Source organism: Falsiroseomonas selenitidurans (genome assembly GCF_012103215.1).
Taxonomy (GTDB): Bacteria; Pseudomonadota; Alphaproteobacteria; order Acetobacterales; family Acetobacteraceae; genus Falsiroseomonas; species Falsiroseomonas selenitidurans.
In genome coordinates this window covers 40,263-62,697 of sequence record NZ_JAAVNE010000029.1, presented here as the reverse complement: position 1 = coordinate 62,697, position 22,435 = coordinate 40,263, and the positions used below count along the sequence as shown (strand labels likewise).

24 protein-coding genes are annotated in these 22,435 nt (G+C 71.7%); 5 read left to right on the top strand and 19 right to left on the bottom strand.

Annotated features, from left to right (window positions below; all coding sequences use genetic code 11):
• Positions 1 to 271: 271 nt before the first annotated feature.
• From HEQ75_RS29075 to dnaK, 3 genes are all read right to left on the bottom strand, one after another.
• Positions 272 to 850 (bottom strand): calcium-binding protein, encoded by a 579-nt coding sequence (locus tag HEQ75_RS29075; protein ID WP_168032959.1) that lies wholly within the window; start codon positions 848 to 850, stop codon positions 272 to 274.
• 96 nt (positions 851 to 946) lie between these two features.
• Positions 947 to 2,107 (bottom strand): molecular chaperone DnaJ, encoded by a 1,161-nt coding sequence (dnaJ, locus tag HEQ75_RS17370; RefSeq protein ID WP_168032957.1) that lies wholly within the window; start codon positions 2,105 to 2,107, stop codon positions 947 to 949.
• A 102-nt stretch (positions 2,108 to 2,209) separates the two neighbouring features.
• Positions 2,210 to 4,126: a molecular chaperone DnaK gene (dnaK, locus tag HEQ75_RS17365; protein WP_168032955.1), complete on the bottom strand. Its 1,917-nt coding sequence runs from the start codon at positions 4,124 to 4,126 to the stop codon at positions 2,210 to 2,212.
• A 281-nt stretch (positions 4,127 to 4,407) separates the two neighbouring features.
• Here dnaK and HEQ75_RS17360 point away from each other — a divergent pair, with 281 nt between their 5' ends.
• Positions 4,408 to 5,700: a DUF3422 family protein gene (locus tag HEQ75_RS17360; RefSeq protein WP_168032953.1), complete on the top strand. Its 1,293-nt coding sequence runs from the start codon at positions 4,408 to 4,410 to the stop codon at positions 5,698 to 5,700.
• On the opposite strand, the gene HEQ75_RS17355 is transcribed toward HEQ75_RS17360, so the two are convergent.
• The 3 genes from HEQ75_RS17355 to HEQ75_RS17345 are packed head-to-tail and all read right to left on the bottom strand — an operon-like array spanning position 5,690 to position 7,696.
• Positions 5,690 to 6,199: a L,D-transpeptidase family protein gene (locus HEQ75_RS17355; RefSeq protein WP_168032951.1), complete on the bottom strand. Its 510-nt coding sequence runs from the start codon at positions 6,197 to 6,199 to the stop codon at positions 5,690 to 5,692. The genes HEQ75_RS17360 and HEQ75_RS17355 overlap by 11 nt on opposite strands.
• Complete coding sequence (locus HEQ75_RS17350; RefSeq protein WP_168032949.1) at positions 6,192 to 6,506, bottom strand: hypothetical protein; 315 nt, start codon at positions 6,504 to 6,506, stop codon at positions 6,192 to 6,194. The genes HEQ75_RS17355 and HEQ75_RS17350 overlap by 8 nt, the downstream gene beginning before the upstream one ends.
• Positions 6,507 to 6,559: 53 nt before the next feature.
• Positions 6,560 to 7,696, bottom strand: coding sequence for a GTP cyclohydrolase II (locus HEQ75_RS17345; protein WP_328734240.1), 1,137 nt, complete (start codon positions 7,694 to 7,696; stop codon positions 6,560 to 6,562).
• Between the two features lie 384 nt (positions 7,697 to 8,080).
• Between HEQ75_RS17345 and HEQ75_RS17340 the strand changes: the two genes are divergently transcribed.
• Positions 8,081 to 8,800, top strand: coding sequence for a response regulator transcription factor (locus tag HEQ75_RS17340; protein WP_168032945.1), 720 nt, complete (start codon positions 8,081 to 8,083; stop codon positions 8,798 to 8,800).
• 52 nt (positions 8,801 to 8,852) lie between these two features.
• Here HEQ75_RS17340 and HEQ75_RS17335 read toward each other — a convergent pair whose 3' ends face one another.
• From HEQ75_RS17335 to HEQ75_RS17315, 5 genes are all read right to left on the bottom strand, one after another.
• Positions 8,853 to 9,443 (bottom strand): malonic semialdehyde reductase, encoded by a 591-nt coding sequence (locus HEQ75_RS17335; RefSeq protein ID WP_168032943.1) that lies wholly within the window; start codon positions 9,441 to 9,443, stop codon positions 8,853 to 8,855.
• 122 nt (positions 9,444 to 9,565) lie between these two features.
• Positions 9,566 to 10,132: a NifU family protein gene (locus tag HEQ75_RS17330; protein WP_168032941.1), complete on the bottom strand. Its 567-nt coding sequence runs from the start codon at positions 10,130 to 10,132 to the stop codon at positions 9,566 to 9,568.
• Between the two features lie 76 nt (positions 10,133 to 10,208).
• Entirely contained in the window at positions 10,209 to 10,703 is a 495-nt protein-coding gene (locus tag HEQ75_RS17325; RefSeq protein ID WP_168032939.1) for a universal stress protein, read from the bottom strand.
• Between the two features lie 97 nt (positions 10,704 to 10,800).
• On the bottom strand, positions 10,801 to 11,574 hold the full coding sequence (locus HEQ75_RS17320) for a TIGR02186 family protein (RefSeq protein ID WP_168032937.1): 774 nt from the start codon (positions 11,572 to 11,574) through the stop codon (positions 10,801 to 10,803).
• Positions 11,571 to 12,479 (bottom strand): sulfite exporter TauE/SafE family protein, encoded by a 909-nt coding sequence (locus HEQ75_RS17315; RefSeq protein WP_168032935.1) that lies wholly within the window; start codon positions 12,477 to 12,479, stop codon positions 11,571 to 11,573. The genes HEQ75_RS17320 and HEQ75_RS17315 overlap by 4 nt, the downstream gene beginning before the upstream one ends.
• 212 nt (positions 12,480 to 12,691) lie before the next feature.
• Between HEQ75_RS17315 and HEQ75_RS17310 the strand changes: the two genes are divergently transcribed.
• On the top strand, positions 12,692 to 14,248 hold the full coding sequence (locus tag HEQ75_RS17310) for a bifunctional metallophosphatase/5'-nucleotidase (RefSeq protein ID WP_168032933.1): 1,557 nt from the start codon (positions 12,692 to 12,694) through the stop codon (positions 14,246 to 14,248).
• A 7-nt stretch (positions 14,249 to 14,255) separates the two neighbouring features.
• Here the strand turns inward: HEQ75_RS17310 and HEQ75_RS17305 are convergent, their stop codons facing one another.
• Both HEQ75_RS17305 and HEQ75_RS17300 read right to left on the bottom strand, forming a co-directional pair.
• Complete coding sequence (locus HEQ75_RS17305; protein ID WP_168032931.1) at positions 14,256 to 14,840, bottom strand: c-type cytochrome; 585 nt, start codon at positions 14,838 to 14,840, stop codon at positions 14,256 to 14,258.
• Positions 14,837 to 16,054, bottom strand: coding sequence for a PQQ-dependent sugar dehydrogenase (locus HEQ75_RS17300; RefSeq protein WP_168032929.1), 1,218 nt, complete (start codon positions 16,052 to 16,054; stop codon positions 14,837 to 14,839). The genes HEQ75_RS17305 and HEQ75_RS17300 overlap by 4 nt, the downstream gene beginning before the upstream one ends.
• A gap of 147 nt (positions 16,055 to 16,201) precedes the next feature.
• Between HEQ75_RS17300 and HEQ75_RS17295 the strand changes: the two genes are divergently transcribed.
• A complete protein-coding gene (locus HEQ75_RS17295; protein ID WP_168032927.1) occupies positions 16,202 to 16,801 on the top strand; it encodes a DUF938 domain-containing protein in 600 nt (199 codons plus the stop codon).
• Positions 16,802 to 16,807: 6 nt separating this feature from the next.
• Here HEQ75_RS17295 and HEQ75_RS17290 read toward each other — a convergent pair whose 3' ends face one another.
• From HEQ75_RS17290 to HEQ75_RS17265, 6 genes are all read right to left on the bottom strand, one after another.
• Positions 16,808 to 17,080, bottom strand: a complete 273-nt coding sequence (locus HEQ75_RS17290) for a hypothetical protein (protein WP_168032925.1) — start codon at positions 17,078 to 17,080, stop codon at positions 16,808 to 16,810.
• A 107-nt stretch (positions 17,081 to 17,187) separates the two neighbouring features.
• Positions 17,188 to 19,053: a phosphoenolpyruvate--protein phosphotransferase gene (gene ptsP / locus HEQ75_RS17285; RefSeq protein ID WP_168032923.1), complete on the bottom strand. Its 1,866-nt coding sequence runs from the start codon at positions 19,051 to 19,053 to the stop codon at positions 17,188 to 17,190.
• A 20-nt stretch (positions 19,054 to 19,073) separates the two neighbouring features.
• Entirely contained in the window at positions 19,074 to 19,337 is a 264-nt protein-coding gene (locus HEQ75_RS17280; RefSeq protein WP_235961861.1) for an HPr family phosphocarrier protein, read from the bottom strand.
• Positions 19,338 to 19,441: 104 nt separating this feature from the next.
• Positions 19,442 to 19,909 (bottom strand): PTS sugar transporter subunit IIA, encoded by a 468-nt coding sequence (locus HEQ75_RS17275; RefSeq protein WP_168032919.1) that lies wholly within the window; start codon positions 19,907 to 19,909, stop codon positions 19,442 to 19,444.
• Positions 19,906 to 20,841, bottom strand: a complete 936-nt coding sequence (gene rapZ, locus HEQ75_RS17270) for an RNase adapter RapZ (protein WP_168032917.1) — start codon at positions 20,839 to 20,841, stop codon at positions 19,906 to 19,908. The genes HEQ75_RS17275 and rapZ overlap by 4 nt, the downstream gene beginning before the upstream one ends.
• Positions 20,838 to 21,290 carry an HPr kinase/phosphorylase gene (locus HEQ75_RS17265; protein ID WP_168032915.1) on the bottom strand — a complete coding sequence of 151 codons (453 nt, stop codon included), beginning with the start codon at positions 21,288 to 21,290 and terminating at the stop codon, positions 20,838 to 20,840. Before HEQ75_RS17265 ends, rapZ begins: the two co-directional genes overlap by 4 nt.
• Before the next feature lie 128 nt (positions 21,291 to 21,418).
• Between HEQ75_RS17265 and HEQ75_RS17260 the strand changes: the two genes are divergently transcribed.
• A complete protein-coding gene (locus HEQ75_RS17260; protein WP_168032913.1) occupies positions 21,419 to 22,363 on the top strand; it encodes a serine/threonine dehydratase in 945 nt (314 codons plus the stop codon).
• Positions 22,364 to 22,435 lie beyond the last annotated feature (72 nt).

Below are 22,435 nucleotides of genomic sequence, written 5' to 3'. Positions count from 1 at the left end.
TCTTGACCGTGACGGCCAGGCCGCAGTGGCCGCGAGCAGCAAGGTGAGGCCTTGGCCGGCGCCAACGGCCCGGCGCATCCCGGAGCTTTGCGTCACCTTGGCGAAGAAGCCCGCGGTTTCCGGGTTGCTGCGGCCGGTCCTCTCGGCTTCCGCCTCGGACCCGGCCAGCAGTTCCTGCTGCCTCGTCGACAGGTTGTCCGGCGGTTCCATCGCCACCTGCACATCACGGTCTATGGAAAACTCCGGCCGGTTGCAGCGAAGCCCGTGGGCCTCACACCGGCTTGGGCGGCACGATGTAGATGCGTTCGATGTTCGTGAAGTTGATGGTGTTGTCCCACAGCACGAATGTCCTCTCGAGCCCGCTCAGGTCGATGTCGCTCTCGCCGCTGGGCAGCGTGACGACGGTCGGCCCACCCTCGTGGCCCTCGGGGCCAGTGATCTGGATATAGTTGCTGATGATTCGGTCCAGCCGGCTGTCCACCATCCCCTCCGCGCCGATGCGCAGGAAATCGAGGCCTGCGCCGCCGTCGAGGATGTCATCGCCGGGTCCGCCAAACAGGTAGTCGTTGCCGGAGCCGCCCTGCAGGGTGTCATTGCCACCCATGCCGTTGCCCATGTCCTCTCCCGCACCGCCCGAGAAGCTGTCATGGCCCCCGCCGGCATTCCAGCCGTCGTGATTGTCCGTGCCGATGACCGTTTCGGCGCCCTCGCCACCCGTCCCGTGATGCACAACGGAAGGGAGCGTGCCGCCGGTCACGTCCTGCAGCTGGTCGAGAGGAATCCGGACCAAGCCGGCATTGGGATCGGGCGCGGGCAATCGGAGCCCGATACGAAATCGGATCGGTGACATCCGAGGCCCGAAGCTAGGCCGCAAAATGTATCCCTGGCCAGTGTGTCACCAATGATGGCGGGGATAGGTCAAGCCTATCCCTGCCAGACGCCGGCGCTACCGGCCCAGACCGTCCCAGAACTCCTTGACCTTGGCAAAGAAGCCCTCGGTCTCCGGGCTGCTGCGGCCGGTCTTCTCGCATTCGCGCTCGAACTCGGCGAGCAGGTCCTGCTGCTTCTTGCTCAGGTTCTGCGGAGTCTCCACCGCCACCTGCACATACATGTCCCCCCGCGCGGCGGACCGCAGCACGGAGAAGCCCTTGCCGCGCAGGCGGAACTGGTCGCCGGTCTGGGTGCCGGCGGGGATGGTCACGCGGGCCCGGCCGCCGTCGATCACCGGCACCTCGACCCCCCCGCCGAGCGCCGCCTGCGTCATCCGCAGCGGGACGCGCACAAAGATGTTGGCGCCGTCACGCTGGAAGATGCCGTGCTGGCGCACCGCCACATCCACATACAGGTCGCCAGCCGGGGCGCCGCGCAGCCCGGCCTCCCCTTCGCCCGACAGGCGGATGCGCGTGCCATCCTCCACCCCCGCGGGGATGGTGACGGCCAGCGTCCGGTCGCGCTGCACGCGGCCCTGGCCGGCGCAGACCTTGCAGGGATTCTTGATGATGCGCCCGCTGCCGGAACAGGTGGGGCAGGTGCGCTCGATCAGGAAGAAGCCCTGCTGCGCCCGCACCTTGCCGGCGCCGTTGCAGGTCGGGCAGGTGGCGGCGGATTGCGCCGCCGGGCCCTCGCTGCCGGTGCCCTTGCAGGCCTCGCACGCCACGGAGGACGGCACGCGGATGGTCTTCTTCACCCCCGCGAAGGCTTCCTCCAGCGAAACCTCCACCTGCTGGCGGAGATCGGCGCCGCGGCCGGCGGCGGCCCGCGCACCACCGCGCCCGCCACGGCCGAGCCCGCCGAACATCTCCTCGAAGATATCCTCGAAGGCGCCGCCGAAGGGGTTGGCGCCCATGCCGGCCCCGCCCGGGCCGCCCGGGCCGCCGCCCTGTTCGAAGGCGGCATGGCCGAAGCGGTCATAGGCGGCGCGCTTCTCGGCATCCTTCAGCACGTCGTAGGCCTCGTTGGCCTCCTTGAACTTGCCCTCGGCGGATTTGTCACCCTGGTTGCGGTCCGGGTGATACTGCATGGCGAGCTTGCGGTAGGCCTTCTTCAGGTCCTCCTCGCTCGCATCCCGGGCAACGCCCAGAACCTCGTAATAGTCGCGCTTGGCCATGGTCCCGTAGGTCCTCGCGGGGCGGCGTGATCAACGTGGCAGCGCCCGACTTCCAGGGGAAGCCGGGCGCGCCGCTCGGTCAAATCCGGAAGAAGCCCGGGATCAGGAGGGCTTCTTCTTGGTCGGGTCGACCTCCTCGAACTCGGCATCCACGACCTTGTCGTTCGGGTTGCCGCCCGGGCTGCCGCCGGCCTGGCCCTCGGCCTCCCCGGCCGCCTGCTGCTTGTACAGCGCCTCGCCCAGCTTCATCGCGGCCTGGGAGAGCGTCTCCTGCGCCGCGGTGATGGCCTCCACATCCTGGCCTTCCATGGCGGTGCGCGCCGCGGCGATGGCGGCCTCGGCCTCCGCCTTTTCAGCGGCCGGCAGCTTCTCGCCATTCTCCCGGATGGTCTTCTCGGTGGAATGCACCAGCGCATCCAGGCCGTTGCGGGCCTCGACCGCCGCGCGGCGCTTCTTGTCCGCCTCGGCATTGGCCTCGGCGTCCCGCACCATCCGCTCGATATCGGCATCCGACAGGCCGGACTTGGCCTGGATGCGCACCTGCTGCTCCTTGCCCGTCGCCTTGTCCTTGGCCGAGACGCTGACGATGCCGTTGGCGTCGATGTCGAAGGTCACCTCCACCTGCGGCACGCCGCGCGGGGCGGGCGGGATGCCGGTCAGGTCGAACTGGCCGAGCAGCTTGTTGTCCGCCGCCATCTCGCGCTCGCCCTGGAACACCTTGATGGTGACCGCGGACTGGTTGTCATCGGCCGTCGAGAAGACCTGGGACTTCTTGGTCGGGATCGTCGTGTTGCGGTCGATCAGGCGGGTGAAGACGCCACCCAGCGTCTCGATGCCGAGGCTCAGCGGCGTCACGTCCAGCAGCAGCACGTCCTTGACATCGCCCTTCAGCACGCCGCCCTGGATGGCGGCACCGATGGCGACCACCTCATCCGGGTTGACGTTGCGCGCGGGCTCCTTGCCGAAGAACTGCTTCACCAGCTCGATCACCTTCGGCATGCGGGTCATGCCGCCGACCAGGATCACCTCGTCGATCTCGCCGGCGGTGACCTGCGCGTCCTTCAGCGCCTGCTTGCAGGGCTCCAGCGTCTTCTGCACCAGGTCATCGACCAGGGCTTCCAGCTTGGCGCGGCTGATCTGCATCACCAGGTGCTTCGGCCCGGAGGCGTCGGCGGTGATGAAGGGCAGGTTCACCTCGGTCTGCTTGGAGGAGGAAAGCTCGATCTTCGCCTTCTCGGCGGCTTCCTTCAGGCGCTGCAGGGCGAGCTTGTCGCCGCGCAGGTCGATGCCCTGCTCCTTCTTGAACTCATCCGCCAGGTAATCGATGACGCGCGCGTCGAAATCCTCGCCGCCCAGGAAGGTGTCGCCATTGGTGGACTTCACCTCGAAGACGCCGTCGCCGATCTCGAGGATCGAGACGTCGAAGGTGCCGCCGCCCAGGTCATACACCGCGATGGTGCCGCCCTTCTTCTGGTCCATGCCATAGGCGAGTGCCGCGGCCGTCGGCTCGTTGATGATGCGCAGCACCTCGAGGCCCGCGATGGCGCCGGCTTCCTTGGTCGCCTGGCGCTGGGCGTCGTTGAAATAGGCGGGCACCGTGATGACGGCCTGGGAGACCTTCTCGCCGAGATAGGCTTCCGCCGTCTCCTTCATTTTGGTCAGGATGTTGGCGCTGATCTGCTGCGGCGCGTAGGCCTTGCCGTCCACCTCGACCCAGGCATCGCCATTGGCGGCGCGGGTGATGGAATAGGGCACCAGGCCCTTGTCCTTGTTCACCATCGGGTCGTCGAAGCGACGGCCGATCAGGCGCTTCACCGCATACAGCGTGTTGGTCGGGTTGGTGACGGCCTGCCGCTTGGCGGACTGGCCGACCAGGCGCTCGCCATTCTTGGCGAAGGCGACCATGGAGGGGGTGGTGCGGGCGCCCTCGGAATTCTCGATGACCCTGACGTCCTTGCCTTCCATGATGGCGACGCAGGAATTGGTGGTGCCGAGGTCGATGCCGATGACCTTGCTCATCCGAGTCTATCTCCTGTGCGGCGGACGGGGGCGGCCCATGGGTGGCCGGCGGACGGTTCCTGGCTGAACCGAGGCTGGCTGCCCTTCGGCACCGCGCCCGCCCCCAGATCCTTGACGGATGGTGGTGGTTGGGGTGGTGTTCGCGGGTGCGGCACCCGGGGACCAAGCCCCCGGCACCGCGCAGCCGTCATGTATTCAGGGCGGGCGCAGCGAACAAGACCCTGCCCCCACGCAATGCGCTGTTCCCGGCCCCTGGCCGCGCCTAATGTGCGGTGGCCGACATGATCCAGCACCTCCCCCCCCATCCGCAGCGCGACCGGCTGACCGGCGAACTGCATGCCCGCCCGCCCCTGCCGCTCGCCGCCCCGGTGGCGATCAGCCGCCTGGCCCTGGTCGGCGAGCCGGGCAGCGACCGCGGCGCCGCCGTGGCCCATCTGGCGCTGCTGTGCCAGCGCTACGGCGTGACGCCGCCGGCCGCCGGCGCCGATTTCGTCCTGGCCGATTTCGGCGGCTTCCGGCTGCGCTACGAACGCCACACGGAATTCGACGGCTGGACCTTCCTGCGCCCGATCTTCGAGCCGGAGGCCGACGACCCCTTCGCCACCACCGCCATCGCCGCCGTGCCGCGGGACTGGCTTTCCGCCCTGCCCGGCCTGACGCTGGTCGCCGCCCATATCGCCGTGCTGCCCACGGCCGGGGAGGATGAGCCGCCGCCGCCGGGCTGCTTCGCACCGGACAACCTGGCCGGCGCCACCCTCTCCGGCGGCGCCGCCACGGCCTGGACCGATTTCCGCTCCGGCCCCGATGGCTTCACCCGCATCCTGCTGCAGGACCATGCCCGCAACGCCTCCCTCACCGGGCGGCTGGCGCAGGCGCTGTGGGAGATCGAGACCTACCGCATGTTCGCCCTGCTGGCCCTGCCGCCGGCCCGTGCCGCCTCGCCGGAGCTGGCCCGCGCCTCGGAACGGCTGGCCGCGCTGACCACCCGGCTTTCCGGGCTGGAGGAGCTGGACGCGGAGCGCGAGGCGCTGGAGGAGCTGACGGAGCTCGCCACCGGCATTGAGCAGCTGGCCGCCGCGACGGCGGACCGCTTCTCCGCCGGCCAAGCCTACCATGCCCTGGTCGGCCGCCGCCTGCTGGTGCTGCGGGAGACGCGGCTGCACGGGCTGCCGACGCTGGCGGAATACCTGGAACGCCGGCTGGACCCGGCGATGGCGACGGTGGAGGCGACGCGGGCGCGCATCGCCAGCCTCTCCGTGCGCTGCGGCCGCGCCGTGGACCTGTTGCGCGCGCGCGTCGCCGTGGCGCAGGAAGCGCAGACCCAGAAGCTGCTGGCGGCGATGGCGGAAACCGGCCGCGCCCAGCTTCGGCTGCAGGAAACGGTGGAAGGGCTCTCCGTCGCCGGCATCAGCTACTATGTGCTCTCCCTGGCCGGCTATGCGCTGAAGCCGCTGCCCTGGGGGCTGGCGGGGGTGGGGGTGGACCATGTGCTGGCGCTGCTGGTGCCGCTGGTCGCCGCACTGGTGTGGCTGCGCATGCGCCGGCAGCGGCGCCAGGCCGCCGCTACCGGCTGACCACGAGGCCCCGCAGCCCGCGCGCCAGCAGCGCCCGCAAGGCACCCTCCGGCAGGGCGACGCAGCCTTCGGTCGGCGCCAGGTCGGGCCGCGCCAGGTGCAGGAAGATGGCACTGCCGCGGCCGCGCACCGGCGGCTCGTCGTTCCAGCCCAGCACGCCGATCACGTCATACAGCGCATCCGCCCGCCACAGCACCTCATGCCGCCCGGCGAAGGGCAGGCGCACCGCGCGGTTGTAGGCGCGGTCCGCCGGGTCGTCGCACCAGCCATCGGCCGGGTCCAGCGGTTCCACCGGCACGGCGCAGGCCGGCGTCGGCCCCCGATCGGCGCGGTACAGCACGCGGCGCAACGGCAGCACGGCGGCGGGGGTGGCGCCATCACCCTCCTGCTTCACCTCGGCCGGCACCACGCCGCCCTTGCCCAGGGCGCAGCGCAGCGTCTGCCCCTCGAAGCGCAGCAGCCCGTCCGGCGAAACCAGCGCCCAACCCGGATCAGGCACGGCCGGAGGTTCCGGCACGGCCGACTTCCTCGATCGCGGCGAAGGCGGCGGCGGAGAGCATGCCGAGCGGCCCGCCGAAGGCCGCGGCCCCCAGCACGCGCAGCGGCGGGGCCAGCGTGTCGCCGGTCATCGCCCGGTAGATCGTGCCGACCACCGGCACATGCTGCAGGGGGTTCAGGGCGGAGACGAACTCGCCGAAGGTCAGCGTCCCCGGCACCGGCACATGCTCATCCGGCCCCAGCGGCGGCAGGATGTCCTGCGCGGCGCGGCTGGGCGTGGCTGTCGGGGTTGTGGCGGTCACGGTCATGGCAGCCGATCCTTCACGGTCGGCCGTGGCATAGCAAGCGCCGTGCCGGTGCTTCAGCCGAGCAGATGGCCGAAGCGCCGCGCCTTGGTCTCCAGATAGCCGTCATTCACGCCATTGGCGTCGAACTGGTGCGCCTCCCGCTGCTCCACGGCGATGCCGCAGGCCGCCAGGCCCGCCAGCTTGTCCGGGTTGTTGGTCAGCAGCCGCACGCGGTCGACGCCGACGGCGCGCAGCATCTCCGCCGCCACCCAGAAATTCCGCTCATCCGCGCCGTAGCCCAGGGCGCGGTTGGCATCCAACGTGTCCAGCCCCTGGTCCTGCAGCGTATAGGCACGCAGCTTGTTCACCAGGCCGATGCCACGGCCTTCCTGCGCCAGGTAGACCAGCACGCCCCCCGCCGGGTCCGCCGCCATGCGCTTGATGGCGCCGCGCAGCTGCGGGCCGCAATCGCAACGCAGGCTGCCCAGCAGATCGCCGGTGAAGCATTCCGAGTGGATCCGCACCAGCGGCACCAGCCCATCCTGCGGCGCCATGCTGTCCACCAGGATGGCCAGATGCTCGATCCCGCCATCGGCAGCGCGGAAGGCGACGATCCGGGCCTCCGGCGCATCCTCCAGCGGCACCCGCGCCTCCGCCACGCGGGCCAGGCTGGCCGGGGCGGCGACGGGATAGGCGGCGATGTCCGCCACCTTCACCGCCAGCAGGTCGAGTCGCTCCGCCACGGCTTCCGCGGCCGGCGCGACGACCAGCGCCGGCAGCAGACGCGCCAGCTTGGCCAGCGCGATCGCCTGCAGCGCATGGGCCGGCGGCGCCATGCGCTCCGGCTGGTCCGGCAGCAGGCGCTCCGCCGTCGGGTCGGCCAGCGAGCGCAGCGCCACGGGGTCGAGCAGCGAAGGCGGCAGGCGCAGCGCCACCACGCCCATCTCGGCAGCCGCGCCCACCGGCGCAGCGCCCACGGCCTGCGGCACCGGGCGCTGCAGCACCGCCGCGGCGCGTACCGGGGCGAGCAGCAGCACGGCGGGGCCGCGGGCCGCCTCGGCCAGTTCCGCCAGGCCGCGGGCCGAGACGGTCTCGGCCGCCGCGACGACCAGCGCACCCTCCGCCCCCACCAGCAGCACCGGGGTGCCGCGCCGCAGGTCGCTGGCAGCACGGTGCACGGCGCGCAGGGCGAGAACCTGGGAATCGGCCACGGCCGGCCTGGACGGGTCCGTCACGGCATGGGGGCGCGGGGCGTTGTGTGCCCCGGGGGGGCGGGGGGTCGCGAGAGGGGCCATGATGCTCATTGGTTCTGGCGTTCCGTAGTTCGCCCATTGACGACGCCGAATGTGGCGTGCCCGTGGCGTTTGAAAGGGGGGACTGCCGCAAGAAAAACCCATCTGCCGGCCAGAAACAGCGCCGCGGGCGCCAATTGTGGCGTCCGCGTCGCAAGGCTTGCCCCCAGCGGCAACGGTAGGGCAAAATCGCTTGCCGCGGTCGGTCCGTTCCACCATCTAATTGAAGGTGCGGGCACGGAAGCGTGAAACCGATGCGCTTCAGGCCCGTTGTGTCGGGGCCTCACAGATACGGGAGCTACCATGTCCGGTCCACGCCCCATCCTCGTCGTGGACGACGACGAGGCCCTTCGGCAGACGCTGGCGGAACAATTGGCCCATGACGGCGAATTCGCCGCCACCGAAGCCGGCAGCATGGCCGACGCGCTGGCCCGACTTTCCGCCGAGGATGCACGCTTCGACGCCGTCGTGCTGGATATCGGGCTGCCGGACGGCGACGGCCGCGACCTGTGCGCGCGGCTGCGCAAGCAGGGGCTGCGCATGCCCATCCTGATGCTGACCGGCGCGGATGGCGAACAGGATATTGTCCGTGGCCTCGATTCCGGGGCCAACGACTACATCGCCAAGCCGTTCCGCGTTTCAGAACTGATGGCGCGGCTGCGCGCGCAATTGCGCGTGTTCGACAATTCCGAGGACGCGGTCTTCAGCGTCGGCCCCTACACCTTCCGCCCCTCCGCCAAGCTGCTGCTGGACGCGGTGCGCAACCGGAAGATCCGGCTGACGGAGAAGGAGGCGGCCATCCTCAAATACCTGTACCGCGCCGGCGGCCGGCCCGTCGGGCGGCAGATCCTGCTGAACGAGGTCTGGGGCTACAACAGCGCGGTCACCACCCACACGCTGGAGACCCACATCTACCGCCTGCGCCAGAAAATCGAACCCGATCCCACCAATGCCCGCCTGCTGGTGACCGAAGGCGGCGGCTACCGGCTGGACCCGGCGGCGGGACGCGCCCAGGCGGCGTGAGGCGCGCGAGGCGATTGCAGGAGGGCCCGGCCCTCCTGCAGGCAGCCGGCGCCTATTCCAGCCGTGCCGCCTCGTCGAAGCTGAGCCGCGGGCTGCGGGGGAACAGGCCGGTGGGGTCGCCGTAGCCGAGGTTGACCAGGAAGTTGGACTTCCAGCTGGTGCCGGCCAGGAAAACTTCGTCCAGCTTGGCGTTGTCGAAGCCGCTCATCGGCCCGGCGTCCAGGCCCACGGCGCGGGCGGCCAGGATCAGGTAGGCGCCTTGCAGGGTGCCGTTTCGGAAGGCCGTGGTCTCCGCAAAGGCCGGGTTGCCGGCGAACCAGGACCGCGCATCGGCGTGCGGGAACAGGAAGGGCAGCTTGTCGTAGAAGGCGGTGTCGTGGGCGATGATCGCCACCACCGGCGCCGTCATCGTCTTTTCGACGTTGCCGGGTGACAGCGCCTGCTTCAGCCGCGCCTTGGCCTCCGCCGTGCGCACGAAGATGAAGCGGGCGGGGGAGCTGTTGGCCGAGGTCGGCGCGAATTTCAGCAGGTTGTACAGCTCCTCGAGCTTGCTGTCCGGCACCGGCCGGTCCTGCCACTTGTTCTGCGTCCGCGCCTCGCGGAACAGCCTGTCGAGCGAAGCCTCGTCGAGGGTCTGGGTCATGATGCGGCGAAACTCCAGGTCATTGGCGTGCCGCGGAAATAGGCCGGGGCCGGCCGCACGACCAATCCCGGCTTCCCATGGTGGTCATCCGTCCCCGCAATGAGGTCGGGCGGATGCCGGATTCAGGCTTCCACCTGTTCCACCCGCAGCACTTCCGGCACGTAGTGGCGCAGCATGGTTTCCACCCCGTGCTTCAGCGTGGCACGGGAGGAGGGGCAGCCGGCGCAGGCGCCCTGCATGTGCAGCCGCACCACGCCTTCGCGGAAGCCGCGGAAGACGATGTCGCCGCCATCCCCGGCCACCGCCGGACGCACGCGCGTGTCCAGCAATTCCTTGATCTGGGCGACGATTTCCTCGTCCTCGGCGGCGAAGTCCTCGGCCTCCTCGGCCTCCTCCGCGCCTTCCATCACCGGCATGCCGGCCAGGTAGTGTTCCATCACCGCGCCCAGCACCCGGGGGCGGAGCGATTGCCAATCGGCATCCTCCGCCTTGGTGACGGTGACGAAGTCGTTGCCCAGGAACACCCGGGCGACATCACCCACGGCGAAGACGCGGGCGGCCAGCGGGCTGCGGCCGGTGGCGTCTTCGGCCGCCGTGAAGTCGGCGGTGCCGCGGGCGCCCATCACATCCCGGCCCGGCAGGAACTTCAGGGTGGCGGGGTTCGGCGTGGCTTCCGTCTCGATGAACATCTGTGTGATTTTCCGCGCTGATGGCGATATCGGACCTATGTGGTCTGGATTGGGTGCCCCTGCAACCGGGGGCTTCTCATGTCACCCGCTGCAATTCCGCATCGCTCATCGCGCCGGGCACGATCGTCATCGGCACCAGCAGCTTGCTGGCGTAGCGACCGGTCAGGGCCTGGATCAGCGGGCCGGGCCCGGCGCCGCCGGTGGCGCTGGCCAGCACCAGGATGGAGATGCGCGGGTCTTCCTCCAGCAGCGCCAGCAGCTCATCGCGCGCATCGCCTTCGCGGATCAGCAGCATCGGCACGCCGCCGGTGATCTCGTTCACCTCCGCCGCCAGGCCGGATAGCAGGCGCTCCGCCTCCTCCCGCCGTTCCTCGCTGAGCATGGCGCCGACGCCGGCCCATTCCACCTGGCCGGCGGGCTCGATCACCCGCAGCAGGGCGACGCGGCCGCCGGATTTGCGCACCCGCAGCGCCGCATAGCGCAGCGCCACGCTGCGTTCGGCGCTGTCATCCACCACCACCAGGAAGACCCGGTCCCGCCGCGCCTGGGCGGCTTCCTCCGTCTCCACCATGTCCCGATCCCCCAAGGGGCGCACCCAGTCTGCGCCGATCCCGGCAGGCGGTAGAGCATATTTGCCAGGCCGAGGCCAAACCCCGCGCCGCGAGGCCTCAGTTGCGGCGGAAGATCACGCTGCCCAGCCAGCCGGCGAGCGCGGCCAGCAGGATGCAGACCAGGCCATAGATCACCGGCTGGCCACGGGCGATGTCGGCGATCTGCGCCGCGGTGCCGCTGCGCACCACGTCCAGCCGCAATTCCTGCCGCGCCACCACGCGGCGATCGCGCACCAGCATCACCTGCACATGGTAGGCGCCATGCGCCACGGTGGCGGGCAGCGGCAGGCGGGCGTGGAACAGCCGGCCGCCGGAAATCTCGATCGGCCGCTCGCGGTCCACCCAGAGCCCGGCCTGCTGCTGCAACGCCGCCAGCGCGCCGCGGAATTCGCCGCCCTGCGCGCCAAGCTGGACCAGCGGCAGCTGCGCCAGGCCCAGCCGCAGCTCGCTCCGCTCCACCCGGTCCAGCAGCTGCGGCAGCGGCAGGGTGGAGGCCAGCGCCCAATAGCTCGGCACCCGGTTGAAGCGGGCGGAGGCGCCGTTCACCCAGAAGCCCAGCACGTTCACCTTCTGCCGGACCATCATGGAGGTCTCCGGCCCGGTGGCCAGCACCACCACCTGGTCCCCGGCCTCGCCGATCAGCCGTTCCGTGGCGCCGAAGACCAGGATCTCGGCGCCGGAAAAGGCGGTGGTGACCTCGATCCGGTTCAGCGAAAGCTCCGCCGCCAGCACCGGCGGCGGGGGGATGGCCTGGGGGGGGGCTGGCGCCTGGGCCTGGGCCAGGACCGGCGCGACCAGCAGCAGCCAGGCCAACGCCGCCAGACGCCTCATGTCACCGGGCCGATGACGAACATGGCTTCCGGCACCTTCAGCAGGCCCCACAGCAGGGACAGCGCGACGGACAGCACCAGCGCGCCCAGCAGCGCGCGCATCTCCTCGCCGCGCAGCCTGGTGCCCATGGCGGCGCCGAACTGCGCGCCGGAGACGCCGCCGGCCAGCAGCAGCAGGGTCAGGACGATGTCCACGCTGCCCACCTGCACCGCCTGCAGGAAGGTGACGTTGGCGGTGACGAACACCACCTGGAACAGCGAGGTGCCGATGACCACCGCGGTCGGCATGCCCAGCAGGTAGATCATCGCCGGCACCAGCATGAAGCCGCCGCCCACGCCCATCACCGCCGACAGCACGCCGATGCCGAAGCCCACCAGCAGCGGCGGGATGACCGAGATGTACAGCCGCGACTTGCGGAACCGCATCTTGAAGGGCAGGCCGTGCATCCAGAAATGCTCGTGCAGGCGCTGCGGCCGGGACCGCTTGCGGCGCAGGATGGCCGTCACGCTCTCCCGCACCATCAGCGCGCCGACCGCGCCCAGCACGACGATGTAGAAGATGGACACGGCCAGATCGACCTGGCCCGCGCTGCGCAGCCAGGCGAACAGCTGCACCCCGGCGAGCGAGCCGAGGAAGCCGCCGATGATCAGCACGCCGCCCATCCGCACATCCACATTGCCCCGCCGCCACTGGGCAATGAGGCCGGAGACGGAGGCACCCAGCGTCTGGTTGGCGCCGGAGCCGACGGCGACGGGGGAAGGGATGCCGATCAGGATCAGCAGCGGCGTCAGCAAGAAGCCGCCGCCGACCCCAAACAGGCCCGACAGCCAGCCCACGCCGAAGCCGATCCCCAGCAGCAGCAGGGCATCGACCGACATTTCGGCAATCGGCAGATAGACCTGCATTCCGCTTGCGAGTCTCGGCTGGCGGCGTGGCGACAAGAAGGCGGTATCCCCCCGCTTGTGCGGCGCCGCAAGACGACTTCGCACGCGCAGCGCAATCATTGCGGATCAGATCACCGTGGGTGCAAAACCGACATCGGTGCGTGCATGACGCCGGGCACCGGATCGTTTATGCGACGATCGCCCCGCAGGAGGGGCCGATGGGAGCGCCGCCGATGATCCTCCGCCGCCGTACCCTGCTCACCGCCCTGCCGCTCGCGGCGCCCACGCTGCGCCGGGCCGCGGCCGCCACCACGGCGCGGGTGAGCCTGCTGCACCTGAACGACTTCCACAGCCGGCATGAGGGCGCGCAGGCCAGCGGCGCCGCCTGCCGCACCGGCGCGCCCTGCGCCGGCGGCGCCGCCCGGCTGGTCGCCGCCTTCCACGCCGCGCGGGCGGCGGCCACGGCGGAAGGCCGCCCCGTGCTGGCGCTGGATGCGGGGGACCAGTTCCTCGGCAGCCTGTTCTACACGCGCCATCGCGGCCTGGCGGAAGCCGCGGTGCAGCGGCAATGGGGCGTGCAGGCCATGGCGCCCGGCAACCACGACTTCAATGGCGGGCCGGAGACGCTGGCCGCCTATCTCCGCGCCCTGGGCGTGCCGCTGCTGGCGGCCAACCTCGATGCCTCGGCCGAGCCGGCGCTCGCCGGGCTGGTGGCGCCGGCCGCCGTCTTCAGCCTGGGCGGCGCGCGCCTCGGCGTGGTGGGCGTGACGCTGGAGACCATCCCGGAGATCTCCTCCCCCGGCCCGCGCCTGCGCTTCACCGCGCCGGAGGAGCCCGTGGCGCGGGCGATCGCCGGGCTGCGCGCCGAAGCGCCCACCACCATCGTGGTTCTCTCGCATCTCGGCCTGGCGGCCGACCAGGCGCTGGCCGCCGCCGTGCCGGGCATCGACGTGATCGTCGGCGGCCATTCCCACACCCTGGTCACGCCGCCGCTTGTGGTGGATGGCGCGGACCGGCCGGCGCGGATCGTGCAGGCCGGCGCGCTGGGGCGCTGGCGCGGGCGGCTGGACCTGGACCTGGCGGCGGATGGGCGGGTCGCGGCGCATGCCGGCGGCGCGGCGGAGATCACGCCGGACATGCCGGAGGACCCGGCGACGGCCCGGATCGTCGCCGAATACGGCGCACCGCTGGCCGGGTTGCGGGCGCGGCCGGTGGCCCAGTCCGCCGGCGGGCTGGAGAACACCATCTGCCGCCTGGGCGAATGCGCCGTGGGGAACCTGCTGGCCGATGCGCTGCTGGCCGCGGTGCCCGGGGCGGATCTGGCGCTGACCAATGCGGGCGGCATCCGCACCGGCCTGCCGACCGGCGCCATCACGCTGGGCGACGTGCTGACCACGCTGCCCTTCTCCAACACCGTCGCCACGGTGCGGCTGCGCGGGGCGGCGCTGCTGGCGGCGCTGGAGAATGGCGTCTCCGCCCCCGGCAGCGGCCGCTTCCCGCAGGTGGCGGGGCTGGCCTTCACCTGGAACCCGGCGGCCCCAGCCGGCCAGCGCATCGCCACCGCGCGCATCACCACCGGCCGGCAGGCCGGGCCGGTGCGGCCGGAAGCGGACTACCTGATGGTCACCAACAACTTCCTGCGCGCCGGTGGCGACGGCTACGCCGTGCTGCGCGACCAGGCGCTGGAAGCCTATGATGCCGGCCCGCCGATGGAGGATGCCTTCGCCGCCTACCTCACCGCCCGCGGCACTGTCGCGCCCGTGATCGAGGGCCGCATCGCCGCGCGCTGACGCCGGCTTATTGCTGCGCCATGAAATGCGCCAGGGCGGCGATGGCGTCGTCCGGCACGTTGTACATCACCGCGTTCATGTTGGTGTCGGTGCCGCGGCGCTGGCTGTCGCGGTACTGCGCCAGGGTGTGGCGCAGGAAATCCTCCCGCTGGCCGGCCAGATGCGGGATCTGGTTGCGGCCGCTGAAATCCGGCAGGTGGCAGACGCCGCAATTCATCTGCGCCGACAGCGCCTGGCCACGCGCATACAGCGCCGCATCGCGGGCAGCGCGGTCCTCCGCCGGGCCGGCGGGCAGGCTGGCGTAGTAGGCGGCCAGGTCCTCCACCTGCTGGTCCTCCAGCCCCTGGGCCAGCTGGTTCATCGGCGGCGCCTGGCGCAGCCCTTCGCGCAGCAGGATCATCTGCAGGGTGATGAATTCGGCCGGCTGCCCGGCCAGCGAAGGCACCAGTTCCACCGCACTGCGCCCGGCCGGGCCGTGGCAGCCGCCACAGCCGCGCGCCTCCGCGAGGGCCGCGCCGCGGATCGCATCCTGCGCCGCGGCGGGAAGCGCGGCGGCGCAAAGCGCCGCCGCGAGAAGCCAGACCCGGGTCACTGGCGCCAGGTGATCCGGTAGACCGCGCCGTATTGTTCCTCCGCCACCAGCAGGGACCCGTCGCGCATCACCTGCACATCCACCGGGCGGCCGAGGAAGCGGTTGTTCGCCTCGTCCCGGAAGCCCTGCAGGAAGGGCTCGATGCCCGTCACATTGCCCTGCCCGTCCAGCTTCGCCACCATCACGTCATAGCCGTTCAGCCTCTCCCGGTTCCAGGAGCCGCGGCGGGCGATGAAGATCTGGTTGCGGTAGGCCTCGGGGAACATCGTCCCGTCATAGAAGCGCATGCCGAGCGCCGCGACATGCGGGCCGAGCAGCGCGGCGGGCTGCTGGAACTCGCTGCAATTGCGCTGTGCCGGGGCGCCCGGATCGGCCCAGTTGCCGACGCAGTAGGGGAAGCCGTGATCCTCGCCGCTGCGGCGCACCCGCACCAGCGTGTCGTTGGGGATGTCGTTGCCGGCCCAGTCGCGGCCGTTATTGGTCGCCCACAGCTCCCCGGTCACCGGATGGTGGTCCATGCCGACGCTGTTGCGCACGCCGCGCGCCTCGATCCGGCGATCGCTGCCATCCGGCTTGAAGGACACCAGCAGCGCATGGGTGTCGCGGTTGAAGTCGCAGATGTTGCAGGGCACGCCAACATTCGTATACAAACGGCCATCCGGCCCCAGCGCCAGGAACTTCCAGCCATGGTGTTCCTCGGGTGGCAGGCCGAAGGCGGCCGTCATGTCCACGCCGCTGCCGGGGTTGTCCAGGTTCTGCTCGATATTGTCGAAGCGCAGCACCTTGTTGATGGCGATGACATAGAGGCTGCCGTTCAGCACGGCGATGCCGTTGGGCTGGGTCAGCCCCTGCAGCAGGGTGCGGGTGCGGGTGGTGCCGTCCGCGTTGCGGGTGATGGCATAGACCCGGCCGATGGTGCGGGTGCCGACGAAGACGGTGCCGTTCGGCCCCTCCGCCATCATCCGCGCGCCGGGGATGCCATGCGCGTAGATCTCCGCGTGGAAGCCCGGCGGCAGGCGGATCGCGGCCAGCGGCAGCTGGTCGCGCGGCGTGACGGTCAGGCGGGGGGCGTGCGGCGCCAGGGTCGCCGCCATGCCGCTGCCTTCCCGGCCGATGGCCCAGGCAGGGGGTGCGGCCTGCTGGGCCTGGGCCAGGCCGGGCAGGCAGGCGAGCGCGGCCAGCAACCCGGCCGCGATGATCTTTTGGCGGATCATGATGATGTTCCCTCCGCGCGGGTCCTTGCGCAGCCCGCGTCGGGCGGCAGCATGACCGCATGGCAGGCTTGGCTTCAAGGGCTGTCTGCAACCGATTGCCACCCCTGGCCATTGACGTTTTCGCGCCCAGCGCCGAGACCGGGCGGCATGGTCGAAGACGCCCGCCGCATCGCCCCCGCCGCCGGCCGCAACCGGGAGCCGATCCTGGCCGCGCTGCGCGACCTGCTGCCGCCTTCCGGCCTGGTGCTGGAGGTGGCGAGCGGCACCGGCGAGCATTGCGCCCATTTCGCCGCCGCCCTGCCCGCCCTCGTCTTCCAGCCCAGTGACCCGGATGCCGAAGCCCGCGCCAGCATCGATGCCTGGTGCGCCGGCCGGTCCAATATCCGCCCGGCCCTGGCGCTGGACGCCGCCGCCGGGGCCTGGCCGCTGGCGGCCGCGGCGGCGGTGCTGTGCATCAACATGATCCACATCGCGCCCTGGTCGGCGACGCCGGGCCTGCTGCGCGGCGCCGCGCGCCTGCTGCCGCCGGGCGCGCCGCTGATCCTTTATGGCCCCTACATCCAGGACGGGGTGGCCACCGCGCCGAGCAACCTGGACTTCGATGCCAGCCTGCGCGCCCGCAACCCGGCATGGGGCCTGCGGCGGCTGGAGCAGGTGGCGGATGCCGCGGCGGCCGCGGGATTCGGCGCGCCGGCGGTCACCCCGATGCCGGCGAACAACCTGCTGGTGGCGTTCCGGCGCGGCTGAGCGCCCTCAGTCGTCATCCCTGTCATCATCGGCGCGGTCGCGGCGCAGCCGACGCCGGTCCTCGCGCCGGCTGCGGTCGTCATCCTCCCGCCAGCGTTCCACGCGCGTCCAGCCGCGGCGGCCGCGCTCATCCTCCACCAGCAGGGATTCCACCCGGGTGCAGCGGCCATCGGAGCAGTTGGATGACGTGTTGGAGGATTGGCTCTCGGCCAGGGCACCAAGCGGGGCCAGCCAGGCGGCAAGCAGCCCGGTGACCGCGGCGCGGCGGATCTGTCGCATGGGCAAGGTCCTCCCTTCCGTTGAACCCTGCACAGTGCACCGGCCCGGGGCGGCACATGGGTGGCACCATCATGGCCACAACGCGGCGCCGCTTCACGGCCGCGCGATCAGCCTCGCTCCGTCTCCCCGCTGGCGAAACCGTCCACCAGTTCGCGGATCCGGGCGGGATCGGATTGTTCCATGACGCGCCGGGCAAACCGGGCGCAGTCGCCGATGTCGAGGCTGCGCACCGCCTGCTTCACCCGCGGGATGGCGCTGGCGTTCATCGACAGGCAGCGGATGCCGAGCCCGAGCAGCAGCGGCACCAGCCGGGGATTGCCGCCCATCTCGCCGCAGATGGACACCGGCATGCGCAGCCGCAGCGCGGCTTCGGTGGCGAACTGCATCAGCCGCAGCACCGCCGGGTGCAGCGGGTCGTAGAGATGGCTGACCTCGGCATCGCCGCGATCCACCGCCAGCGTGTACATCGCCAGGTCGTTGGTGCCGATGGCGAAGAAATCGGCCTCCAGCGCGATGGCGTCGGCGGCCAGGGCGGCGCCGGGAGTCTCGATCATGGCGCCCAGCTCCGGCAGCTTGTCCGGCAGCTTCTCGCCGCGCCGGCGCAGGCGGCGGGCGACGCGTTCATAGATCTCGCGCGCCGCCTTCACCTCGGCCGGCACCGTCACCATCGGCAGCAGCACCCGCACCACGCCATCCGGCGCCGCGCCGGCGACGCGGAGGATGGCGGCGAACTGCGCCTCCAGCAGCTCCGGCCGCTTCAGCAGCATGCGGATGCCGCGCAGGCCGAGCGCCGGGTTGGGGCTGGCGTGCAGCGGCTCGATCCCCGCGGCCAGCGCCTCCATGTCCTTCTCGCCGCCCCAATCCAGCACGCGGATCGTCACCGGGTAGCCGGCCATCGCCTCGACGATCGGGGCATAGGCCGCCACATGGGCGTCCTCGTCCGGCAGATCCTCGCGGTTCATGAACAGGAATTCGGTGCGCAGCAGGCCGATGCCCTGGGCGCCGGCCTGGGCGATCAGCGGCAGCTCCGCCGGGATCTCCATGTTCGCCTGCAGCTCCACCGCCTCGTCATCCGTGGTGACGGCGGGCAGGCGGCGCAGCTTGGCCAGCTTGGTGCGTTCCCGCGCATAGCCGGCGACCTGGTCCTTGGCCCAGACCAGCGTGGCGGGGGTGGGGTGCAGCGCGATGGTGCCGGCGGCGCCGTCCAGCACCATCTGGTCGCCGCGCCGCGCCGCTTCCGTCAGCCCATGCGCGCCGAGCACCGCGGGAATCCCCAGCGCGCGCAGCATGATGGCGGTGTGGCCATCGGCGCCGCCTTCCTCCGTCGCCACGCCGGCGATGCGGGCGGGGTCGAGCAGCGCGGCATCGGCGGGCGTCACCTCCTCCGCCACCAGGATGGCGCCTTCCGGCACGTCCTTGAAGCTGCGGAAGGGGTTCTGGGTCAGGTTGCGGGTCAGGCGGCGGGCGATCTCCCGCACCTCCCCGGCGCGGCGGCGCAGGCCGGCCTTGTCGTCGTCGCGCGCCGACAGGATGATCTCGGCGATCGCGTCGGCCTCGTCCGCCACGGCGGTTTCCGCCGCCACCAGCCCGGTCTCGATGCGCTTGCGGGCGCCGCGGATCAGGCGACTGTCTCCCAGCATCATCGCATAGGCGTCCAGCAGGGGCTCCAGCTCCTCCTGCGCTTCCTCCGGCAGCACGCCGAGGCGCATCTTCAGCTTGGCGACCTGCTTGCGGGAGGCCTGGACGGCGGCGGCCAGGCGCTGGCGCTCCGCCTCCACCGCCGCGACCTCGATGCTGCGGCGCGGCGCTTCCGCCGGCGGCTCGGTGGTGTCGAAGGCGATGCCGATGGCAATCCCGGCGGAGACGGGGATGCCGCGGATCACCACCTCCTTGGTGCGGCGCGGCGCGCGGCGCCCGGGCTCGGCGGCGGCCTTCGCGGCCTCCGGCCTGGCTTCGGGCTTGTCAGCCTTCATGCAGCGAACCGCGGGGCGGGCTAATCCTCATGGAAGCCGGCCTCCATCAGCCCGGTGATCGCCTCCAGGGCTTCCTTCGCGTCCCAGCCTTCGGCTTCCACCACCACCTCGCTGCCCTGGCCGGCGCCCAGCATCATCAGGCCCATGATGGAGCAGGCCGGTACGGCATTTCCGTGGCGGATCACGGTGACGCAGGCGGAGAACCGCTCCGCCACCGTCACCAGCTTGGCGGCGGCGCGGGCATGCAGGCCGCGGCTGTTGACGATCTTCACGGTCTTGCGCATTGCCAGCCCCCCGGAGGAGTCGCAACCGCAGGGACCGGCTTCGGCAAAGCCCGGCGGAGCGCCCGTCGCGGCCTTGGTTTCGCCGGCATCGTCGGGCCACTCGTTCATGCACTGCCTCCGCTTTTCCCATCCGGGCCGTGCTGGCCATTGGCGGGCTGCCCACCGGCAGATTTCTGGCCATCCGGCAGGTCACCGGTGCTGGCGATGTATTTGCGCCCGGCCGCGGTGGCATGCGCCACCGCCTCGGACAGCGGCTCCGTGCCGCGGATCTTCGCGAGCTTCACCAGCAGCGGCAGGTTGACGCCGGCGATGACCTCCACCGCGCGATGCTCGCACAGCTGGAAGGCGAGGTTGGAGGGGGTGCCGCCCAGGATGTCCGTCAGCACCACCACGCCGTCGCCCTGGTCCACCCGCTCGATGCAATGGCGGATATCCTCGCGCCGCGCCTCGAGCTTGTCCTCGGGATAGATGCAGACCGTCGCGACGGCGCCCTGCGGCCCCACCACGTGTTCCATGGCGAGGCGGAGCTCCTCGGCGAGACGGCCGTGGGTGACGAGGACCAATCCGATCATGGTGTGTGCGCCAGGGCCTCCTGCCCCGCAGCGGATGCCCCGCCGGGCTTCGGGGGGGCGGCTAGGTCGCGATGGATCAGGTCCACGCGCCAGCCAAGGGTTTCGAGATGGGAGGCCAGGCGTTCCGCCACAAGGACCGAGCGATGCCGCCCGCCGGTGCATCCGATGGCGACGGTGAGGTACTTCTTCCCTTCCGCGGCGTAGCGGGGCAACAGCAGCTCCATCATCCCGGTCATGCGGTCCCAGAATGGGCGATAGGTGGCATCGGACTCGACAAAGCCGGCGATCGACGCATCGCGACCGGTCAGCGGCCGCAGCGCCGGGTCGTAATGCGGGTTGCGCAGGAAGCGCACATCCCACACCAGGTCAGCTTCGCGCGGCAGTCCTTTCGGAAAGCCGAAGGAGACGATGCCGATCGCCAGGCCGGCGGCGTTCTCGGGCCGGAAGCGGCGCTCGATCTGCCGGCGCAGCTCCGGCAGCGGCAGGTCGGAGGTGTCCAGCACCAGGTCGGCGGCATCGCGCAGCGGCGCCAGCAGCGCCGCTTCCCGCGCGATGCCCTCCGTCACCCGGCTGCCCAGCGGGCCGCCGGGGGCCAGCGGGTGGCGACGGCGGGTTTCGGAAAAGCGGCGCAGCAGCACCGGCTCCTCCGCCGTGGCGAAGATCAGGTTGGCGGCGATGCCGGGGTCGGCGCGCAGCCGGGCGATGGCGCGCAGCAATTCCGCCGCGTCGAAGCCGCGGGAGCGGGCATCGACGCCGATGGCCAGCGGCGCGTCGCCATCAGCGACCAGCTCCGCCAGGATCGGCAGCGGCGGATTGTCCACCGTCTCGAAGCCCAGATCCTCCAGCGTCCGCAGGATGGAAGCCTTGCCGGCACCGGACAGGCCGGTGACCAGCAGCACCGGGCGCGGCGGATGGCGGGGCTCGGCGCTCATGCCGGGAAGGCGCCGGCGGCCATGCGGGCGCGGCCGCAGGCGGCGGCGAGCGCCAGGGCCAGCTTGTCCGGGGCGGAGGCTTCCAGGCCGTGCAGGCTGACCAGCGGCAGGCTGTGGCCCAACGCCTCCCACCGCTCGGGCTCCGGCAGGCGGGGCTGTGGCGTGGCGGCGGGCAGCAGGCGGACGGCCAGGCACAACCGCGCCGCCGCGGCCGTCGGCAGGCCCTCCATCAGGCCGAGCCCGCGCACTTCCAGCAGGCCGCGCAGCGCCGCGGGGGCGCTGGCCTGCAATCCGTCCTCGGCCGTCGTCAGCTCCACCTGGTCATCCGCCACCAGACTCCAGCCCCGCCCCATCAGCCGCAGGACGAGGTCGGACTTCCCGCTGCCCGAAGGACCCAGGATCAGAACCCCCTCCTCATCCAGGGCCACACAGGACCCGTGCAGCGGCATCTTGAAGCTTCAATCCTCGCTGGCCGGCGGACCATGGCAGAAAGGTGGCGAGGGTTAAAGGCCCAGGGGCACGAAGCCGGCATCGGGCGATGGTTGCCAGGCTGCCGCCTGGCTGCGAGCTTCCCGCCATGTTCGAGACCCCCCCCGACGCGGCCGCCATCCAGGCCGCCGCCGCCCGCATCGCCCCGCATATCCGCCGCACCCCGGTGCTGCGCCTGAACGGGGCGGAGCTCGGCCTGCCCGGCCGCCTGGTGCTGAAGCTGGAAACGCTGCAGGCCAGCGGCTCCTTCAAGGCGCGCGGCGCCTTCAACCGCCTGCTGTCGCAACCGGTGCCGGCGGCCGGCGTGGTCGCGGCCTCGGGCGGCAATCACGGCGCGGCGGTGGCCTATGCCGCCCGCGCGCTGGGCCACCGGGCGGAGATCTTCTGCCCGGCGGCGACGCCGGCCGCCAAGGCGGACCGCATCACCGCCTATGGCGCCCGGCTGCACCGCATCGGCGCCGCCTATGACGAGGCACGCGTGGCCAGCGAGGCGCATGCGGCGGAATCCGGTGCGCTGCAGGTGCACGCCTATGACCAGGCGGAGGTCCTGGCCGGCCAGGGCACGCTGGGGATGGAGTTGTGGCAGGACGCGCCGCAGGCGACCCATGTGCTGGTGGCCACCGGCGGCGGCGGGCTGATCGGCGGCATCGCCGCCTGGTATGCCGGCCGCAACACCGAAGTGATCAGCGTGGAGCCGGAGGCCTGCCCCACCCTGCACCAGGCGCTGGCTGCCGGGCGGCCGGTGCCGGCCCCGGTGGGCGGCCTGGCGGCGGACAGCCTTGGCGCGCGGCAGGTGGGCGGGCTGATGTTCCAGCTGGCGCAGCGGCATGTGGCGCAGGCGGTGCTGGTGCCGGACGCGGCCATTGCCGCGGCGCAGAAGCTGCTGTGGTCGGCGCTGCGGGTGGTGGCGGAACCGGGCGGCGCCACCGCGCTGGCCGCCCTGGCCTGCGGCGCCTTCGTGCCGCCGCCCGGCGCCGTGGTGGCGGTGGTGATCTGCGGCGGCAACACCGATCCGGCCGCCGTGGCCGGGTAGGGTGGCGAAGGCGGCGGAACCTCCCGCCAGCATTGCCGCGATGTCAGCCTGCCCCCATCGCGGCGACAGGCG

Bases quoted from the DNA above. Each gene is read 5' to 3' on its own strand.
- HEQ75_RS29075 (WP_168032959.1), bottom strand. From the start codon at position 850: ATGTCACCGATCCGATTTCGTATCGGGCTCCGATTGCCCGCGCCCGAT.
- dnaJ (WP_168032957.1), bottom strand. From the start codon at position 2,107: ATGGCCAAGCGCGACTATTACGAGGTTCTGGGCGTTGCCCGGGATGCG.
- dnaK (WP_168032955.1), bottom strand. From the start codon at position 4,126: ATGAGCAAGGTCATCGGCATCGACCTCGGCACCACCAATTCCTGCGTC.
- HEQ75_RS17360 (WP_168032953.1), top strand. From the start codon at position 4,408: ATGATCCAGCACCTCCCCCCCCATCCGCAGCGCGACCGGCTGACCGGC.
- HEQ75_RS17350 (WP_168032949.1), bottom strand. From the start codon at position 6,506: ATGACCGTGACCGCCACAACCCCGACAGCCACGCCCAGCCGCGCCGCG.
- HEQ75_RS17340 (WP_168032945.1), top strand. From the start codon at position 8,081: ATGTCCGGTCCACGCCCCATCCTCGTCGTGGACGACGACGAGGCCCTT.
- HEQ75_RS17335 (WP_168032943.1), bottom strand. From the start codon at position 9,443: ATGACCCAGACCCTCGACGAGGCTTCGCTCGACAGGCTGTTCCGCGAG.
- HEQ75_RS17330 (WP_168032941.1), bottom strand. From the start codon at position 10,132: ATGTTCATCGAGACGGAAGCCACGCCGAACCCCGCCACCCTGAAGTTC.
- HEQ75_RS17325 (WP_168032939.1), bottom strand. From the start codon at position 10,703: ATGGTGGAGACGGAGGAAGCCGCCCAGGCGCGGCGGGACCGGGTCTTC.
- HEQ75_RS17320 (WP_168032937.1), bottom strand. From the start codon at position 11,574: ATGAGGCGTCTGGCGGCGTTGGCCTGGCTGCTGCTGGTCGCGCCGGTC.
- HEQ75_RS17315 (WP_168032935.1), bottom strand. From the start codon at position 12,479: ATGCAGGTCTATCTGCCGATTGCCGAAATGTCGGTCGATGCCCTGCTG.
- HEQ75_RS17310 (WP_168032933.1), top strand. From the start codon at position 12,692: ATGATCCTCCGCCGCCGTACCCTGCTCACCGCCCTGCCGCTCGCGGCG.
- HEQ75_RS17300 (WP_168032929.1), bottom strand. From the start codon at position 16,054: ATGATCCGCCAAAAGATCATCGCGGCCGGGTTGCTGGCCGCGCTCGCC.
- HEQ75_RS17295 (WP_168032927.1), top strand. From the start codon at position 16,202: ATGGTCGAAGACGCCCGCCGCATCGCCCCCGCCGCCGGCCGCAACCGG.
- HEQ75_RS17290 (WP_168032925.1), bottom strand. From the start codon at position 17,080: ATGCGACAGATCCGCCGCGCCGCGGTCACCGGGCTGCTTGCCGCCTGG.
- ptsP (WP_168032923.1), bottom strand. From the start codon at position 19,053: ATGAAGGCTGACAAGCCCGAAGCCAGGCCGGAGGCCGCGAAGGCCGCC.
- HEQ75_RS17280 (WP_235961861.1), bottom strand. From the start codon at position 19,337: ATGCGCAAGACCGTGAAGATCGTCAACAGCCGCGGCCTGCATGCCCGC.
- HEQ75_RS17275 (WP_168032919.1), bottom strand. From the start codon at position 19,909: ATGATCGGATTGGTCCTCGTCACCCACGGCCGTCTCGCCGAGGAGCTC.
- rapZ (WP_168032917.1), bottom strand. From the start codon at position 20,841: ATGAGCGCCGAGCCCCGCCATCCGCCGCGCCCGGTGCTGCTGGTCACC.
- HEQ75_RS17265 (WP_168032915.1), bottom strand. From the start codon at position 21,290: ATGCCGCTGCACGGGTCCTGTGTGGCCCTGGATGAGGAGGGGGTTCTG.
- HEQ75_RS17260 (WP_168032913.1), top strand. From the start codon at position 21,419: ATGTTCGAGACCCCCCCCGACGCGGCCGCCATCCAGGCCGCCGCCGCC.